8 protein-coding genes are annotated in these 18,239 nt (G+C 66.7%); 2 read left to right on the top strand and 6 right to left on the bottom strand.

Annotated elements, in window-relative coordinates; genetic code table 11:
• Nucleotides 1-2 precede the first annotated feature (2 nt).
• Nucleotides 3-6,452, bottom strand: a complete 6,450-nt coding sequence (locus ACXAEK_RS20995) for a type I polyketide synthase (RefSeq protein WP_475044893.1) — start codon at nucleotides 6,450-6,452, stop codon at nucleotides 3-5.
• Between the two features lie 262 nt (nucleotides 6,453-6,714).
• Nucleotides 6,715-8,178 carry a hypothetical protein gene (locus ACXAEK_RS20990; RefSeq protein ID WP_475044892.1) on the bottom strand — a complete coding sequence of 488 codons (1,464 nt, stop codon included), beginning with the start codon at nucleotides 8,176-8,178 and terminating at the stop codon, nucleotides 6,715-6,717.
• 231 nt (nucleotides 8,179-8,409) lie between these two features.
• Here ACXAEK_RS20990 and ACXAEK_RS20985 point away from each other — a divergent pair, with 231 nt between their 5' ends.
• On the top strand, nucleotides 8,410-9,123 hold the full coding sequence (locus ACXAEK_RS20985) for a WecB/TagA/CpsF family glycosyltransferase (protein WP_475045338.1): 714 nt from the start codon (nucleotides 8,410-8,412) through the stop codon (nucleotides 9,121-9,123).
• Between the two features lie 198 nt (nucleotides 9,124-9,321).
• Here the strand turns inward: ACXAEK_RS20985 and ACXAEK_RS20980 are convergent, their stop codons facing one another.
• Nucleotides 9,322-10,272: a glycosyltransferase family 2 protein gene (locus tag ACXAEK_RS20980; protein ID WP_475044890.1), complete on the bottom strand. Its 951-nt coding sequence runs from the start codon at nucleotides 10,270-10,272 to the stop codon at nucleotides 9,322-9,324.
• Nucleotides 10,269-11,306 (bottom strand): glycosyltransferase family 2 protein, encoded by a 1,038-nt coding sequence (locus ACXAEK_RS20975; RefSeq protein ID WP_475044889.1) that lies wholly within the window; start codon nucleotides 11,304-11,306, stop codon nucleotides 10,269-10,271. Before ACXAEK_RS20975 ends, ACXAEK_RS20980 begins: the two co-directional genes overlap by 4 nt.
• Before the next feature lie 151 nt (nucleotides 11,307-11,457).
• On the opposite strand from ACXAEK_RS20975, the gene ACXAEK_RS20970 reads away from it, so the two are divergent.
• Nucleotides 11,458-12,438 (top strand): glucokinase, encoded by a 981-nt coding sequence (locus ACXAEK_RS20970; RefSeq protein ID WP_475044888.1) that lies wholly within the window; start codon nucleotides 11,458-11,460, stop codon nucleotides 12,436-12,438.
• Between the two features lie 69 nt (nucleotides 12,439-12,507).
• On the opposite strand, the gene ACXAEK_RS20965 is transcribed toward ACXAEK_RS20970, so the two are convergent.
• Both ACXAEK_RS20965 and ACXAEK_RS20960 read right to left on the bottom strand, forming a co-directional pair.
• The gene (locus tag ACXAEK_RS20965) at nucleotides 12,508-16,134 is read right to left on the bottom strand and encodes a translocation/assembly module TamB domain-containing protein (protein ID WP_475044887.1); all 3,627 of its coding nucleotides are present in this window, start codon (nucleotides 16,132-16,134) and stop codon (nucleotides 12,508-12,510) included.
• Nucleotides 16,131-17,933 (bottom strand): autotransporter assembly complex protein TamA, encoded by a 1,803-nt coding sequence (locus ACXAEK_RS20960; protein ID WP_475044885.1) that lies wholly within the window; start codon nucleotides 17,931-17,933, stop codon nucleotides 16,131-16,133. Before ACXAEK_RS20960 ends, ACXAEK_RS20965 begins: the two co-directional genes overlap by 4 nt.
• Nucleotides 17,934-18,239 lie beyond the last annotated feature (306 nt).

Raw genomic sequence — 18,239 nt, 5'->3', positions numbered from 1 at the left:
GGTCACTCCGCTGCCCGGACGGTGCGCGACGGGCCGGAGGCCGCCGCCCGGTCGGCGGCATCGAGCCGTGCCTTGACGCCTGCCGCCAGCACGCTGACGTTCGGCACCAGCACCATGCTGTCATGGTCGCCCGGCACCTCGGCCACTTCGACGGCGGGGGCCCAGCGGGTCCAGTCGTTGTCGGCAAAGACATATTCACGTTCGCCGCTGACCCAATTGCCGCCGCTCACCTGCCATTTGCGGTCCAGCGGCGGGCGGAACAGGGTCAACGGGCCGTGCCAGGGCTGCAGGGCATAGGCCTCGACCGCGGTGCGGAAGGCCATTTCGATCTTGCGGTTGTTGAACTCCGGCAGGGCGCCGGTTTCCGCCGGTTTGGTGCGGCGCTTTTCGAACTCCCAGGCAATGCGGTTCCTGGCCCATTCGCCGAGGTAGCCCGCGCCCTTGCTGCGCAGCTCTGCCAGCTTGATCAGCGCCTTGTCCTGCCGGTTCAAGGCCGGGCGCACCGGCAGCGGCGTATCAAGCAGGATCAGCGCGGCGGTGTCTTGGCCCTGGTCCTTCAGCTGCTGCGCCATTTCATAGGCGGTGATGCCGCCGCCGGAGAAGCCGCCCAGCAGATAAGGACCGTCGGGCTGGATCTGGCGAATCTCATTCAGGCAGCTGCGGGCGGCGTCCTCGATCCGGTCGTGCGGTGCGTCCGCGCCCACCAGCCCTTTGGCCTGCAGGCCGTAGACCGGGCGGTCCTTGCCCACCAGCAGCGCCAGATGCCGCAGGTTCAGCACGTTGCCGAACATGCCCGCGACCAGGAAAAAGGGCCGCCGTCCGGTGCCATCGCCTGGGTGCAGCTGCACAAGGTGGGTGAACTGCGGTTTCTCTTCCGGGGTGTGCGCGGGCTCGCCTGGTTCCTCGGCAACACCGCCGCCAGTGCGCTCGATGATCCGCTCCGCCAGCGCGGCAGCACTGGGCGCCTCAAACAGCACCGACAGCGGGAATTCCACGTCAAAGGCGCGTTTCACCTGCGCAAACAGCCGCACCGCAATCAGAGAATGGCCGCCGAGGTCAAAGAAGCTGTCCTCAACCCCGACCTGGCTGACCCCGAGGAGAGAGGCAAACAGCTGGGCCAGCTGCTCCTCCACCGGGTTGCGCGGGGCGACGTAGCCGGTGTCGAGCTGCGGCCGTTCAAAGGACTGCGTTGCTGCCACTGCCGGTGCGCTTTGATCCGCCTGGGCGATCAGCGCGGGCAGGTCGAGCGAGGAGACCACCACCTGCGGCAAGCCTGAGGCCAGCGCGCGCGCCAGTGCCTCGCCGCCGTCCTCTGCCTTGATTCCGTTTGAGATGTTCAGCTGCAGGCGGCGTTCCTCGGGTGACAGCGGCTGAGGGCTGCTGGCGGGCTCCAAACCCAACTGGGCGGCTGTCGCATCTGGCTCGCCATGTCCTGCTGAGGCATCAAGACCGCTGGCAAGTCGTTGCATCCGGAAGCCTTCGATCTCTGCCAGCACAGTGCCGTCGCGATCCGTCAGGGTAGCAGCAAACTCCGCGGACCCGCTGTCATGGGTTTCCGCCAGCCGCACGTGGCTGCAAATCTGCCTGGGCAGCGGGGCAAAGACCCTGATCGACCGGTAGGAAACCGGCACCCACAAGGCGCCGCCCTGATAGCCGGGGATCAATCCGATGGCCCAGCCGGTGGCCAGATCCATCAGGCCGGGATGCAGCAGAGTGCCGTCCTGCGCAGCGCAATCCGGCAGTGACAGATGGGCCAGCCCTTCACCTTCGCCCAGGGCAGCACGGTCCAGCACATGCCAGCGCGGGCCGAACTTAAGATGCGCCTCCTGCGGGGATCGCAGGCGCCCGGCGGTTGGCGCCTGCTCCTCCGTGCATCGGGTGAGAATATCCTGGAGGTTGAGCGCGGCAGGGCGTTCTGCCGCCGCCGCGCTGGCCAGCATAGCCTGACAATTTAGACGGTAACCATTTGTATACCCGGAGTAAACGAACAGTTCATAATCATTTTCATCAGCTTCTAATTTAATGACAGCATTCTGCGGCTTATCGTCCTGCACAACCATCGGGCGCAGGAAATAGAGGTCACGGATTTCGAACGGCCCATCAACGCCTATGGCCGCCAGCGCCTCGGCGGCCATCTCGACATAGCCGGTGCCGGGCACCAGCGCAGTGCCATCCTTGGTGCGGTGCTCATCCAGCAGCCACTCCGCAGTGCCGAAGCGGGGGGTGAAGATGCGGTTGCCCGCGGCGTCGAACGCCTGCTGCTGCAGCAGCGGCTGCGGGCAGGGTTCCGGCGCGCTGGCGCCTGCGGTTGCGTTGCGGCCTGCCATGGCGCCAGCGGCCATGCCGGTGTCGGCCCAGACACCCCAGTCCACGGCAATCACTTGCGTCCGCCCGCCCGTGCGGTGCTTGGCCCAGGCGTTGAGGTATTCGTTGGCGGCGATGTAATCCACCTGGCCCGCCGGCCGGGTTACGGTGGAGGAGGAGGAAAACAGCACCATCAATTCCAGGCTGCCGTCCGGGAACACGGCATCGAGCGCCCGCAGCCCGCTGACCTTGGGGGCCAGAACCTGGGCGATCAGGTCCTCATCCTTGGCCAGCAGCGGGCCGTCATTGATGACGCCGGCCCCGTGGAACACTCCGGTAACCGGACCAAAGGCTGCCTCTGCCTGATCCTGTGCCGCGCGCAAGTCGCCGCTGTTGCAGACGTCGGCGGCCAGCGGCAGCACCGAACCCTTGCCACCGGCCTCCAGCGCCATGACGGCGCGGATGCGCTGGGCGGTGCGGTTGGCCGGGCTGTGGCTGGCCAGATACCGCTCCCATGCCTCGTGCGGCGGCAGGCCATCGCGGGCAATCAGCGAGACTTTGGCGCCGTAGTTGCGCATCAGGTGGCCGGCGATGGTCAGGCCGATGCCGCCATAGCCGCCGGTGATCAGGTAGTGACCGCCCTGTTTAAATGGTGGCGTTTCCGGTTCAGGCAGGGGCTGCGGGCGCCAGCTGAGTTCAAACCGTTTCTCCCCGCGCCAGGCGGCGGAGAGGTTTGCCGGTTCCGCCAACAGCTCCTCCAGTATGCGGTTCGTGATGTCAGCCTGCACTGGTTTGCGGGGGGCAAACAGGCCTTTTTCGGCCTGCGGCAGTTCAATGTCCACAGCGGCGCAGGTCAGCCCCGGCAGCTCGCGCGGGATCACCCCCAAGGGGCCTGCGATCATTGCCTTTTCCGGGTAGGGCAGTGCCTCATCCCGGACCTGCGCGGCGCCGGTCGTTAAGACCGTCAGATGCGCCGGAACCGGCAATTCGGCATTGCCCAGCTCCTGTGCCAGTGCGGTCAGCGAGTGGAAGCCCATCTCAAGATTGCGGTCAAAGAAGGAGGAACCGGGGCGGAAGGTTTCCCCCTCGGTCACCAGCCAGAAATGGGCGATGCGGTCCGGCAACAGACCGGCGTCCGCCAGATCCGCCATCAGCGCACCATAGGCGGCGCGGCCCTGTTCCGGCGGCAGCACATAGACGTTGGGCGCAAGCTGAGCATAGGTGTCGCCCGCGCGAACCCGCGCAACGGTATGGCCTGCTGCCTCCAGCTGGCCTGCGGCGCGGGCGGCATGGCCGGCGTCATCCTCGAAGATCAGCCAGGTGTGCGGCTCTTGGTCCAGCTCCTGCAGCACATCCAAGGAGCAATCGGCCAGACGCGGGCGCCAGGCGGGGCGGTAGCCCCAATCCTTGGGGTCGCTGTGGCGTTCGGGTGCGGCCTCTTCCTCCACCGCCGGTTTGCCCGGCTCGATGAAATAGCGGCTGCGCTGGAAGGCGTAGCCGGGCAATGGCAGGCGGTTGCGTCGCGCCTCGCCCCAGATCTGTTCCCAGTCGGCCTCCACCCCGCAGGCCCAAAGACGGCCGATGATGCCAAAGAAATAGCTGTCGTCCATCACCTCTTGGTCCGGGTGGCGCAGCGAGCTGAGCACCTGACCCTGCTTCACCGCAGGCGACATCTGCGCCAAGGCGCTGAGTGCCTTGCCGGGGCCAACCTCCAGGAATACCCGGTCCGGGGTTTTAGCCAGAGTTTCAATGCAGGCGGCATAACGCACGGTATTGCGCAGCTGGCCGACCCAGTAATCGGCGCTGGTAGCCTGTTCCGCGGTCAGGTCAGCCCCCGTGCGGTTCGAAATCACCGGCAGGGTTGGCGCCGACAGGGTCAGGGAACGGATGAAATCGCCGTATTCCTGCAGGATGCCGTCCAGCATCCGCGAATGCGCAGCGATGTCGATGGGAATACGCTGGTGTTCGACCTCGCGGGCGGTCAGCTCTGCCGACAGCCTGTCCAGCGCCTCCTGCGGGCCGGAAACAGCGGTGAGCGAGGGCGCATTGACGCTGGCGATGTCCAGATCGTCCCCGATGATGGCTTCGACCTCATCCAGGGGCAGGGCAATCGACAGCATGCCGCCCGCAGGCACGGTGTCGAACAGCCGCCCGCGCAGCAGCACCAGGTCAATGCAGTTTTCAAAGGACATGACACCGGCCAGGCAGGCGGCGGTATTTTCGCCCATGGAGTGGCCAACTAGCGCCGCGGGCTTCACGCCCCAGCTGATCCACAGCTGCGCCAGCGCGTATTCCACGATCATGATCAGCGGCAGCTGCACCGAGGGCTGCTGGAGCTTGGCATTGGCGGCGTCCTCCGCGCCGTCCTCCGGCAGCCAGATCGCGCGGATGTCGTAATCAAGGCTCTGTTGCAGATGCTCCAGCCCGCGGTCCATCCAGTCGGCAAAGACCGGCTCAGTCTCGTAAAGGTCGCGCGCCATACCGGCATATTGCGCGCCGCCGCCGGGGAACATGAACACCACCTCTGGCGCGTCGCCCAGCCGGTCATGGGTAAAGACCTTGCGGGGATCTTTTTCCTCAATCAGGTCAACGGCTTCAGCGGCGGTCTCCGCCACCAGAACCCGGCGTTTGGCAAAGCCGCGGCGGCCTTCCTTCAGCGTATAGGCCACGTCGGCCAGGTCCGCTTCGGGGTTCGCCTTCAGGTACTCTGCAAGGGCTTGGGTGTTGGCATCCAGCGCCGCCTTGGACTGGCCGGAAACACAGAGGATCTGGAACGGAAAATCGCTTTCCTCTGACGCGGCACGCTCTGGCGCTTCCTCCAGGATCACATGCGCATTGGTGCCGCCGACGCCCAGCGAGTTGATACCGGCGCGCCGCGGACCCTTGTGCGGGGTCCAGGGGGTGAGGGCGGCGTTCACGCGGAACGGCGAGCTCTCAAAATCAATTGCCGGGTTCGGGGCCTCAAATCCCAGCGAGGGCGGGATTTCCTTGTGGTGCAGCGCCAGCGCGGTTTTGGTGAGGCTCGCCACACCTGCCGCCGTATCCAGGTGCCCGATGTTGGTCTTGACTGAGCCGATGCGGCAGAAACCGCTGTCCTGAGTGGTGGCCCGGTAGGCATCGGTCAGGGCGGAGACTTCGATCGGGTCGCCCAAATAGGTGCCGGTGCCGTGGCATTCGACATAGTCGATGGTCTCCGCCGGAGTACCCGCGGCCGCCAGTGCCGATTGCACCGCCGCCGACTGGCCGCCGACGGAAGGCGCGAGATAACCCGCCTTGTCCGCACCGTCGTTGTTGATGGCAGAGCCCTTGATCACCGCCCAGATGTGGTCGCCGTCGGCAACCGCATCCTCCAGCCGCCTCAACGCCACCGCGCCTGCACCGGAACCGAACACCGTGCCCTTCGCCCGGTGGTCGAAGGCATGGCAATGGCCGTCCGGGCTGAGGATCTCATTTTCCTTGTAAAGATAGCCGCGCCCCTGCGGCAGCTCGATAGTGACCCCGCCCGCCAATGCCACACCACAGTCGCCCTCACGCAGGGCTTTACAGGCGTAATGCACCGCCACCAGCGAGGTGGAGCAGGCGGTCTGCACGTTGACCGACGGCCCCTTGAGGTCAAAAACGTGGCTGACGCGGGTCGACAGGAAGTCCTTGTCGTTGCCGGTATGGCGCAAGAGGAACATGCCGACGTCATCGACCAGTGATGGGTTCGAGCAGATGTTGAAATAGAAATAGCTACCCATGCCGCAGCCCGCATAAACGCCGATGGGGCCATTGATGCTTTCGGGCGGATGGCCCGCGTTTTCCATCGCGCCCCAGGCAACTTCCAGGAACTTACGGTGCTGCGGGTCGAGGATCGCGGCCTCTTTCGGGCTGAAGCCGAAAAATTCCGCATCAAACTCGTCAAACCCCTGCAGCGGAGCAGAGGCGGGGACATAGTCAGGATCGGCCAGAACAGAGGCGCGCTCGCCGTTTGCCAGCAGCGTTTCGCGGTCCAGCACCTCAATCGATTCGATACCGCTGCGCAGGTTCTGCCAGAACAATTCTGCCGACCCGGCCCCCGGCACCGCGACGGACAGACCGACAATCGCAATATCGCCCGCCGGTTCTTTCTTGGCAGCGCCCCCCGCTGCGGCTTTCCCATGCTGCATCGCCACCACCTGGCCCGAAGGCCCTTCACAGATAGCCCGGCACGCCGCGGCCAGCCTGCTTTGCAGCACTGGCAGAAGCCCCCGGGCGGGTTGATCTTTACTTGTGCCGGGGTTCTCCCCGGCGGCCTGTTCCCGGCGGGCAGCGCAAGATCCCCATCTGCGCCCCATGCCGGTTTCGTTGCGTTTATCTTCGTAAATCCATAGGGCGTGCCTGTGGACGCATTGTGTCAAATTGAGCCGGAAAAGCGGAAAGATTGCGGCATCACAGGATGCTGCGCCTGTCCGGCCCGGCGGCATCGGGCATCAGCGCCTGGGTGCCGCCGAAAAGTGCAGGTTTCTTGCGGAACAGATCCGGATAGAGCAGGCGCTCTGCATAGCCCAGCACCGATCCCGCGCACATCCAGGTGATCGGGATCAGCGTTGCATTCAGCAGCATATCCACCATGGTGGCCGCCAGGATCAGGGCAATCGGTGCCGCATAGGGGGAAACGCCGCCCGCAGGCGCACGGGCTGCAGCATAGGCCAGCAGCACCAGCGGTGCGGCCAGCAGACCCATCTCGGCGATATAGCCGAGCCAGCCGAAGGTGCCAAAGACGATGATCCAGCGCCCGTCCGGGATCGACAGGATCTGGCCGGTCTCCTCATGGCGCACCAGGTTGCGGCCCCAGCCGCCCCATCCGAACCAGGTCTTCTCGGCGGCGCGTGCCAAGAGCTGCGCCTCGTTCTCAAAGCGGTAGTTCAGCGAATGTGCCCGCTCGGCGCTGATTGCCTCGGCCTGGGCTACTAGCGCCTCGGTCGGCACCAGCCCGGTGTTGCGCAGCATTGGATAGACCACCGCGATCAGCGCCAGCAGCAGGGCCGCACGCAGCTGCCAGCGCAAGGGCGCCAATGCCACAACCGGTGTGAAGGCCAGCGCATAGGCCAGCGAGGCCAGGCTCTTGCACAGCACCAATACACCAAAGAGGTAGCTTGCGGCCAGTGCCAGGCGCAGCCTGTCCTTGCCCTGTGACGCCCGCGCCAGGGCTGCGGCGGCCAGAACTGCTGACATCATGAAGAACGCCAGCCACAGGGCGTGGGGTAGGAACACGATGGGGCGGAAACCGCCCTGGCGGATCATCTGGCTGAAATCGTGCTGGAAGAAGCCGTAGATCCAGACGTTCATCTGCGGGCTGAAGCGGATTTCGATCAGCGACGGAACGGTATAGGCCAGCGCGGCGATCATCAGCGCCAGCAGCAATTCCCGCTGGGCTTCGGGGGTGGACAGATAACGGCGCGCCAGCAGGAAGGGGATCAGCACGATCACCTGGTTGATGATCACCGAGCCCAGGTCGCGCCAGCGCAGCCCCGGCAGCTGATCGGTCAGAAAGATGATCGGGTCGGAATTGGCGATCTTGCGGAACAGGATCGGCTCGCCATTGGTCAGAACGGTGGGAATGACCCCGAACACGAACAACAGCACCAGCAGCCGCACTGCCGGGTGCCGCGGCATCAGCGGCACCGGTTTGCGCAGCAGGAAAACGCACAGCACAAAGGCCATCACCGATGGGATGGCGAATTTATCCATGTCCGGCACCAGCGGCAGGTCGAATTCGGCCAGCGGCGGCAGCAGCAGGTAGCCCGCGATCAGGCTCCACAGGACCGCCCGCTCCAGCGGCAGGCGCCGGAACAGGATCAGGCTGGCCAGCGGCCAGGCCAGCAGCATCAGATAGGCCAAAGCGTTGGGCAAAGCCCCGTGCTCCCTCAGTTCCCCGGTATTTGCATCAAACTTTACCTGTTGCGCGCAGCGCTGTCGCGCGGATTTGCAACAACGGGTTAACAGGGTGCAGCTTTGCCACGCAGCGCCGCCGCGGCTGCCGCGGCGCTGGCTTGCGGGCCGCGGCAGCGCTATGACAGGGCGGCGCTATCATTGGAGGCTGCAGTGTATTTCGACTTTGGCGGCCGCCGGGTGGCGGTGAACATGCCCCGCAAGGCCATGCTGGACGCGGAGATCCGTGCGCGTTTTGCGGCAGGCCAGGGGTTTGCGCTGGCCACGATCAACCTGGATCACCTGGTAAAACTGGCAGAGGTCCCGGGTTTCCTGCCGGCCTATCAGGCGCAGGACCTGGTGGTTGCGGACGGGCGCCCGATTGTCTGGCTGTCGCGCCTCGCCCGGCGCCCGGTGGAGCTGATGCCGGGCTCTGATATGGTGCTGCCCCTGTGCCGGCTTGCTGCCGGGGCCGGTGTGCCAGTGGTGCTGGCAGGCAGCACCGGCGCGGCGCTGCAGGACGCCGAAGACGCGCTGACGGCGCAAGTGCCTGGCCTGGAAATCGCCTGGACGCAGGCGCCGTCGGGGGTATTCGACCCGGATGGCGAGGAAGCGGACCAGATCCTGCACCGGCTGGATGAGACGGGGCCGTGTTTGTGTTTCCTCGCGCTTGGCGCTCCCAAGCAGGAGCGTCTGGCCCAGCGCGGCCGCCGCCTGGCGCCGCGCGCGGGCTTTGCCTCGGTTGGGGCCGGGCTGGACTTTCTCGGCGGCCATCAGAAACGGGCACCGGCCTGGGTGCGGGCGATTGCGATGGAATGGCTCTGGCGGGCGCTGTCCAGCCCGGCGCGGCTGCTGCCGCGCTATGCAAAATGCTTGTCGGTCCTGCCCAGGCAGTGTCTCAGAGCCTGGCGCATCCGGGCGCGCTGATCCCTGGCGGTATTTCTGCCTTGAGACCTGGGGATGCGAGGCTCTGCCTCGCGCTCCGGGATATTTGCGGCCAGAAGAATAAGGGATCCAGTCTTCATCTGGCCGCAAATATCCTGGGGTGAATTGGCCGTCAGGCCAAGAGGGGCAAGGCCCCTGCGCCGCGCCCGCGCGGCGCCGCGTTTGCGCCGGGCAGGCGTGCTACTTGTACTCTAGAATGCCTCTGGCCTTGCCGCGCCTGCGGTTCCAGTGGAATTCCAAAACGCCGGCGGCTTCGGCGAATTTTCCAAGCACCGTGAACAGGGCGCGCTCTGCGCCCATCCGCCGGGACAGGCGGGCAATCTGGGCCGGGTACACAAGGGCGGCCAGCAGGAAAAGCGGCTCAATCAGCGCCGCCAGGCCTATGGCGGCAGGCAGCGCAGCGCCCCAGATCAGCGCGCGGCGGGTCTCGGCCACCCAGTGGCGCTCCGGCCCGGCACCGTGCAGGGCGGCGCCCTCGGCAAAAGCGTGGCCCGCGCGGCGGCTGCGGTTCCACCATTGGCTGAACCGCAGCATCTGGGCGTCATGCAGTGTCATTTCAGCATCCAGCCGCCAGATCTGCCAGCCCGCCCGCCGCAGCCGCAGGCACAATTCGGGTTCTTCGCCGGCGATCAGGCTGTCGCGGTAACCCCCGGCCGCGCAGACCGCCGCCACCCGCATCAGCGCATCGCCGCCGCAGGCCTTGGCCTCGCCAATCGGGGTGTCCCATTCGGCGTCGCACAGCCGGTTGTAAACGGAGGTCCCGGGAAAGCGTTCACGGCGGCGGCCGCAGACCGCGGCGGCCTGCGGACAGGCGTGCAGGAACCGCAGGGCCGTGCTGATCCAATCCGCATCAACCTCGCAGTCGCCATCAACGAATTGCACAAAAGCGGTGTCCTTGGACAGGGCTGCCAGCCCGGCGTTGCGGGCGCGCGCAGCGGTGAAGGGCTGCGACAGGTCGAGGTTCACCACCTCCGCCCCCAGACCGCGGGCGGCCTCTGCCGACCCGTCGCAGGAGCCGCTGTCCACATAGATGACCTGCTGCACCTGCCCCTGCAGGGAGCGCAGGCAGCGGATCAGCCGCTCGCCTTCGTTGCGCCCGATCACCACGGCGCCGGTGGCAGGCGCGCTCATTGGCAGCCTCCCGCCAGAAAGGCGCTGTACTGCGCTGAGCGGCGCAGGAATCCCTGGTGCTGAAGATCTGCAATACCGGCGTCTTCCACCGCGTCCGGGGACCACAGCCCCAGACTGGGGCGGGACTGCATTGCACTGGCCCGCAGCCTGTCCTCACCGTGCTCGGAAACCGCTTCGGCCTGGATCTGCAAATCCCGGCTCAGGGAGTCGCCTGCGAATTTGTAATGGCGGATCAGCCCTTCCATGTCGGCCAGCTGCAACCCGGCAGAGGCATGGGGATGCACCGCGGTCTGCACTCCGGGCCCGTTAAACACCAGCGGGTGCTTGCTGAGGCAGCAGGTCTCGCCGAACACCTTGCCGCGCACCCCGCCCGACAGTATCTGCGCTCCGCCGGGCGGCAGGCGGTTGTGCTGCAGCCAGTAGGAGAAACCGGTCTCCGGCGCATGATAGTCCACAGCCTTAACCGCGGTGATGTCTGAGAAACGGAACTGGGCCACCGCTTCGGCATAGGTCAGGCTGCGGGCTGCGGCCAGCGGTCCGCGCGGGAACATTTCCAGCATCTGGGCCTGCAGGCCCGTGTAGCCATGCTGCGACAAGTAGCGGGTCAGCCCGGCCAGCCCTGCTGTGCCGCTGCCTTCGAAATCGAACAGCTCGTCCATATCGGCAAACAGGCACCAGCGGTTTTGCCCGTAACGGCGGGCGGCATATCCGCGGAAACTGTTTTCAAACGACAGCCAGGGCAGGGCGGAGCGCAGCACCGCGGTGCCCGGCTCCTGGCGGATGCGTTCCAGGGTCGCATCGGCGGAGCCGTTGTCGATAAAGACAAAAGCGGAAACGCCCAGCCGCCGGTAGTGGTCGAAGAACACGTCCAGATAATAGGCCCCATCGCGCACCAGGGCGATCAGCACCACCTCATCCGCTGCGGCAAAGCGTCGGGACGGGCCGTGCAGCCGGCGCAGCGACACCTGCAGCCGCAGCTGATGCGCCATGCGCCCGGTGCGGGCGGCCAGCCTTTGGCCAAGTGATGTCTGCACGCTGCACCCGTCCTGCGTCGGTTCCGGAATTTCCCTGTCAAATTGCAAACTTCCGCCGAAGCCCGCAAGCATCCTGCCGCTGCTCAATTGCAAATGCGGCGCGAATGCTGCAGTCTCAAACCCGGGAAAACATCAGAAAGGACCGCGGCCCATGGCGGCTGAGCTGACTGTTCTGGCCGGGGATGTGGGCGCCAGCCGGACCCGGCTGGCCCTTGCCGCACCCGGCATCGGGGTGACTGCGCTGCAGAGTTTTTCCAATGACAGTTTCGCAAGCCTTGAGGCCGTGCTGCAGGCCTATTGCGCCCAGCCGGGTTTGCCGCCGCTGCAGGGGGCTTGCCTGGCTGTGGCCGGCCCGGTTGCGGATGGTGCCTTCGCGCTCAGCAACCGCAACTGGCGGGGCAGCACGGACAGCATCGCTGCGGCGCTGGGACTGACAGGCGGCGCCAAGGCATGGATCGTCAACGATCTGGCCGCGCTTGGCCATGCGCTGCCGGTGCTGATCCCGGGGCAGCTTTGCAGTCTGCGGGCCGGGCGGCAAAGCGGCGGCCAGGCGCTGGTTGCAGGAATTGGCACCGGCTTCAACATATCCGTATCGCTTAGCGGCGCTTCGCTGGAGGCGGAAATGGGGCATGCGGGACTGCCGCAGCCTTTGTGCCGCCGGCTGGAGGACGTTCTGGGGCGTGCGCCTCAGGATTTTTCCAGTATCGAGGCGCTTTTTTCGGGACCGGGGCTTGTGCGTTTTCACCAGGCGCTGACCGGCAGCGCCGCCAGCAGTGCCGAAGCGGTGGAGGCGGCGTATCTGGCGGACCCCAAGGCGCCGGAAGCCCGCACCGTTTGCGAATGGGCGCATCTGCTGGGGCTGCTGGCACGGGAGCTGACGGCGGCTTACCTGCCGCGGCAGGGGCTGTTTTTCGCAGGCAGCGTGGCGCGCGGCATCCTGAACACGGCGGCGCGGGCCCAGTTCCTGGACAGCTATACTGCCCCTGGCGGGCGGCTTGGGGCGATCTGCTCTGATGTGCCCCTGTGGCTGATCACTGACGATGCAGCGGGGGTCAGCGGCGCCGCCCAGGTGGCGCTTGCCGCTGCCGGGGTTGCGGAAACCGGTACGAATTCCGATCCGGAAATCGCCTGATTTCCGGGCCGTTTTCCGTGCCGGAAAACGGTTGCCGGGGCGCGCGGAAGGGCTGCGGACGGACCTTGGTCAGTAGTCGCGTTTGAAGAACAGCCCGAACCCGGTTTCGCCTTCGCTGTCCACCGTGCCCTGCACCGTCAGGCTGCCGGTCACATCCAGATTGATGCTCAATTCGCTTTCGCCGCGGGTGTTGACGTTGAAATCGGTATAGACATTCTCTGCCGCATAGCCGCCCAGCCCCAGCTGCCCGGCGCCCAGGTTGTCGGCTCCGATATCGACGTCATCGGCCCCGGTCGCCTGGCGCACCCTGTCCTGGGCACCGCCGCCGCGTCCGCTGAGGGTCAGCGCCGAGCCGGCCAGCCGCGCCAGCGCCAGCGGCGAGATATCCTGGATATTGTCGCCGAACAGCAAGAGCGCCAGTGCTTCTTCACTGGGTCTTGGCGGATCCGAAGTCACCTTGATCTCCGGCGCGTCGACCCGGCCGGAGATTTCCAGCGTCGCGGTGCCCTGGTCGGTGGCGGCAGAGGACTTGAACTCCAGATAGGGTTTCAGATCGCCAAGCAGGGTGATCCGGCCCTCGTCCAGCTCCAGCCGCCGGCCCAGGATATCAAAGGTGCCGCGGATTAGGCTGATCTGGCCGGAGGGCGAGAGCCGCGCGGTGCTGCCGCGCAGGCGGATTTCGCCCCCCAGTTCCGAGCGCAGGCCGCGGCCGCGGGCAAAAATTCGCGATGGCGCGCTGATCAGGATATCCAGATCCGTCCTGCCTGACCCGCCGGCGCTGCCGCCACTGCCGGTCAGCCCGGCGCGGGCCAGCGTCTGGCGCACCTCCCGCGGCGCGCCCACATGGCGCACCGGCGGAATGGGCGCTGCCGAGACCGAGCCTCCCGCCGTGTTCAGGTTGATATTGGTCTCGCCCACATCAATACGGCCAGTGATCCGGTTGCTGCCTGCCATGGCACCGGACATCGCCAGCGAGCCATTCAGCAAGGTTTCGTAAGACAGGTGATCTGTCACCACCACATCGGCGATGGCGATCTGCAGGCCGCCGTTGAACGGCGGCAGCAGCGCGACTGGCCCGCTGACCCGCACCGTCCCGCCATCGCGGGGGCGGGCCGAGACCTGCAGCTGGGCGCTGGAGCGGGCGATAGAGACAGTGGCGTTGATATCATCCACCCGCTGGGCGGCTGACGGCACCGCCAGCGAGGCGCCGGGGATGGATACGGTGCCGCTCAGGGCGTCCAGCGAAGGCGCCCCCTTGAGCGCGAGATCGAAGTTTGCAGCCCCCTGCAGCAGGTTCGGAGAGATAAAAGGGTTCACACCCTCCAGCCGCAGCGTGCCCTTGGCGGTGACATCGGCGGTGCCCTTTGCCTCGTTCCAGCTGCCTGCCACACGGCTGTCGATGCCGGCAGGCCCGCTGGCGGTGCTGTCTATGGTCCAGGTGCCATCACGGCGGCTGGCGCTGCCCTTGGCCGCCAGCCGGCCGGGCAGGTCGGGGACCAGACGCTGCAGCTGTTCCATCACCGCATCAAACCGCAGATCGGCGCTGCCGTCGCCTTCATTGAAACTGCCTTCGAAATCCGCGGCAGATCCGGTGGGCCCTGCCACCGCGGCCGAAAACTGCCAGTCCCCATTGCGGCGCCTGGCGGTGCCATCGGCGCTCAGCTTGCCCGGAAGCTGCGGCACAAAGCGCTCCAATTCGTGCAGCGCGGCGGCAAAGGTGAAATCCGCATCGCCCTCCAGCGTGACTGAGCCGTCCAGCTTGGCGCCGGAGGTGTGCGGCCCGCTCAACTCCGCCACACCGCTGAGCCGGTTGCCATTGCGGCTGAGGGTGGCGGCCAGCGCCAGCGTGCCGGGGTTCTGCGGCACCAGCACCTCCAGTTTCCTGAGTTCGGCGGTGATCTCCATCTGCCCGGCATCGCTGTTGAGGCTGCCTGCAGCGGCGGCGGCAATGGCGCTGCCTTCCAGGTCGAAATGGTCGATGGCGATGCCGTTTTCGTCCCGTGCCGCCTTGAGCTGCAGGGTGGTGGTGCCCGCCAGCAGCGCATCCGCCTGGGCGATGCCGGCGGAAAGATCCTGGGCGGTAACTTCCAGATCGGTGTCAAAAGCACCGGAGAGCGGCGTGAAGGAGCCCTTCACCGCGCCGCGCACCGCGCCGCCCAGCGGGCGCCCGGCCAGATCCGAAAAACGGGCAAGATCAGCTGCGCTTGCGGCCAGGTCCGCGGTCACTTTCAGCCCGCTTTCCAGCCCGTCCAGCGCCACATCGCCGGCGGCCTCATAACCGCTGCCGCGCAGCTCCATCTCCGTAATACGCAGCGCCCCGGGGCCTTCGGTGCTCAGCGTGCCCTCGAACCGGATGTCCTCACCAGCGGCCCGCGCCAGCGCCGGATCACGCGGCTGGAACCCGCTGAGGCCGGCACTCAGGCGCCCCTCCAGGGCAAAGCCGCTGCTTTGGTCCAGCGTGCCGCGGCCAGCGATTTCGGCCTGGCCGATCAGCGCGCCCGGGTGGCTCAGCTGGTTCAGGACGCCGTCCAGAGCCCAGCTGCCGTCTGTTGCCTTGCGCAGTTGAAGGTCGGCCCCGGCCAGCGTGGTCTGGCCGCCCGCAACCGGCAGGGTGACGGCGGCCAGACCTGCGGGCGGCGTGATGGCGGTTTTCAGGTTGGCGGTGTCCAGCTTGCCGCCCGCGTCCAGTGCCGCGGCGCCGGTGACCTGCAGCGCGCTGGTGCGCAGAACCAGCGTGTCCAGCGCCACGGCGCCGCTGGCGGCACGTGCGCCTTTTACGTTCAGCCGCAATCCGGGGCCAAAGAACGGGCGATTGACCGGCGGCAGCAGCACATCAATATTGCCGCCCAGATCGGCAGAGAACCCAATATCGCGCGGGCTGCCGGCAGCTGCGCCTGCGGGCAGCGGGCGGGCCGCCAGCACCACCTGGCCCGCCAGCCGTTCGGTGCCATTGGTGGCAAGGCTGATATCCGCGGTGAAATCCGAAACCGGCCCGGCGCCCTTGGCGGTAAGCTTCAGATCGGGCCGGCCCGGCAGGTCCAGGCTGCGGGAAATCAGCCCGCCCGGCGCCTCTTGCAGCACCAGGTCCAGCGCGATCTCTTGTGTTTCATTGTCATAGCCGGCCATCAGCTGCAGGTGATCGCCGGGTTTGTCCAGCCGCGCGGCCTCAAGCCGCGTGTCCAGCGCCCCGTCAGCCAGTTTCAGGGACCCTTCGACCGACAGGCTGGCAGCGGTGCCGGCCAGCGCTTCGCCCAGGTCAATCCGCGCAGCCTTGATCTGGCCCAGCTCGATCGCCACCGGCAGTTCGGGCAGGGCAAAGGGTGCTGCTTCAGGTTCTGGCAGCTCCGGGTCCGGCGGCAGCGGCTCCGGCGCCCGCTCCACCGCGATCCGTTCGGCAGACAGCTGATTGACCGAGAACCGCCCGCGCAGAAGCTCCAGCCGGTTCCAGTCCAGTTCCGCCTCCTCAATGGTCAGCCAGATACCCAGTTCATCCGCGACGGTGATCTTCTTGATCCTGGCCTCGGAGGAAAACGCCCCCTCCAGCCCCGACACGCTGATATAGCGGCTGTCGCCGGACAGCGTGTCCTCCAGGAAGCCGACCAGCAGCCCGCCGGCATCTTCATCGCCGGTGTCCTGCGCCGCTACAGGCGCCACCGTCAGGCCCGCGGCCAGAGCAAGGCTAAGGTACTGTCTCAAAACGCCTGTCCTATCCCGATGTAGAATTGCAGCCCGTCCTCGGACCCGCCGTCCACCGGATAGGCAAGGTCCAGCCGGATCGGGCCGATGCCGGCCACATCATAGCGCAGCCCGAAACCCGCACCCGCATGGCGGGCCGAGGAACCAGAGACAAAACTGTCCGCATCGACAAGGCCGATGTCGTAGAAGCCAACCAGCGAGATCTTCTCTGTCACCTTGCCGCGCAGTTCTCCTGACAGGGACAAAAAGCTGCGCCCGCCTGCGGTGCCGCCGCCAACAGGCACCCCCAGCGACTGGAACTCATGGCCGCGAACCGATCCCGCGCCGCCGGAAAAGAACAGCAGCGTGGGGGAGATTTCGCTGAGCGACGGCCCGATGACCGATCCGATTTGCAGCCGCCCGGCCAGTACGATCCGGTCTTCGGCGCCCAGCCCGTAATAGGCACGCCCGTCGCCTTTGAGCTGCAGGCCGGATTTGCTGCCGCCGATGCCGATAAATGGCGTGGCGCCGCCCTGCAGGAAAAAGCCGCTGCTTGGGTTCACCCGGCTGTCGCGCCCGTCGTATTCGGCGCGGATCCGGCCTGCCAGGTATTTGAAACGGCGCTTGCCGAAAACATCCTCTGCCAGGGTTGAGGAGACTCCCAGCGCGGCCTCGGCAAAAAACATGTCGGAAAAGGTCCGCCGGGCGCCAACCGCCCCCAGCACCTGGGTGGCGCTGTAGTGCTCCTCGTCCAGCCGCTCGGCCTCTGCCAGATAGAAGATACTGTCATCCGGCCCCAGTTTCGCAGGCCGGTCCAGCCGCACCGCGATGCGGCCGTCAATGTCGTTGCTGCTGCCGATGCCGCTGAGGCGGGCCTCGATGCGCAGCTTTTCGGCGGCTCCGAACAGGTTGCGGTGCATCCAGCTGCCAGAGATTTCCAGCCCGTCCGAAGAGCTGATCTCGGCGCCGAAGGTCAGGCGGCGCGGCGGCAGGTCTTCAACCTGGGCGGTGAAGTCCAGGGTGCCGTCCGGGTTGGGCTGCTCCGCCTCGCGCAGGACAACTGTTGAGAACGTGCCGGTGCGGCGCAGGCGGGTGGCCGATTTTGACACCAGATCGGGGTGGAATTCCTCACCCGCCGGGAAACCGGCAATCCGGCGGATGGCCTCTTCGCGCACGGCGGTCTCGCCAAAGATCCGCATCTGCCCGAACCGCAGCTTGGGCCCCGGGGCAAGGCGCAGCTGCGCGTCCAGCCTGGCCTGCAGGTGATCGGCGGTGATTCTCTGCTGCGCGAGGGTGGCCTTGGCATGGCCGCTGCGCCGCCAGGCCCGCACCCCGGCAATGGCCGCTTCGCGGATGGCGCCGCTGCTTGCGGGCTGCCCGGGGGCGTAAGCCGCCGGGATTTCCACCTCGCTTTGGGCCGGAAAGGGGGCAAGCTCCGCCTTGCCAAAGGCAAATCGGGGGCCGGGCTGCACGGTGATCTCGACCTTGCTGATGCTTTTGGGCGGGTTCAGCGGCTGGATCCCCGCGGCCTCGCGCCCATCCAGGCGGATGTTCACCACAGGCGAAAAATGGCCTGCATCATACAGCACCTGCACCAATGTCCGGTAGTCTGACAGGGCTGCCGCCAAAAGCTCCTGCACATTGGTCTCCCCGCTTGCCGCAACCGAGGCAGAGGCGCCGCGCAACCGGTCTGCCAGCTCCTGGCTCGCGCCGGGCGCCTTCAGGGCTGCGTCGGCGGCAAGGGCCGCAGGCGGAGAAAAAGCCAGCAGGCCCAAGGCAATGGCGCACGCCAGCGGGCGCGGGCGGAAGAGAAAATTCATGTCGGCTCCCGGCAGCGGGCTAATCAATTCCGGCCGCAAAGCCCGGCAGGGCGGCTGGCGGCTTGGGGGGAGCCTAGCACGGGTAAAATGGGGGATGGAACCGGCAAAGCGGCAGCTTTGCGCCGGGTCCGGCGGCGCCTGCCCCAGCGGCAGATTGCCGCGCAGCCCGGCGGCCGCGGCGGCTCGCTGCAAAGGGGAACAGGGCTGCGCCAGCACAATCTTGCCAGTTTGGCGCTTGCACGGTGAAAATGGCCGGAAAGGTGATTGGAAAACCGTGGGGAAACTGTACTATCCAGTTCAGCTCCG

It is taken from the genome of Leisingera sp. ABM4_101 (assembly GCF_056158725.1).
This window is presented reverse-complemented; position numbering and strand designations above follow the sequence as displayed.

Excerpts from the sequence above, each read along its gene's own strand:
- ACXAEK_RS20960 (WP_475044885.1), bottom strand. The coding sequence starts at position 17,933 with ATGAATTTTCTCTTCCGCCCGCGCCCGCTGGCGTGCGCCATTGCCTTG.
- ACXAEK_RS20980 (WP_475044890.1), bottom strand. The coding sequence starts at position 10,272 with ATGAGCGCGCCTGCCACCGGCGCCGTGGTGATCGGGCGCAACGAAGGC.
- ACXAEK_RS20995 (WP_475044893.1), bottom strand. The coding sequence starts at position 6,452 with ATGCAGCATGGGAAAGCCGCAGCGGGGGGCGCTGCCAAGAAAGAACCG.
- ACXAEK_RS20985 (WP_475045338.1), top strand. The coding sequence starts at position 8,410 with ATGCCCCGCAAGGCCATGCTGGACGCGGAGATCCGTGCGCGTTTTGCG.
- ACXAEK_RS20970 (WP_475044888.1), top strand. The coding sequence starts at position 11,458 with ATGGCGGCTGAGCTGACTGTTCTGGCCGGGGATGTGGGCGCCAGCCGG.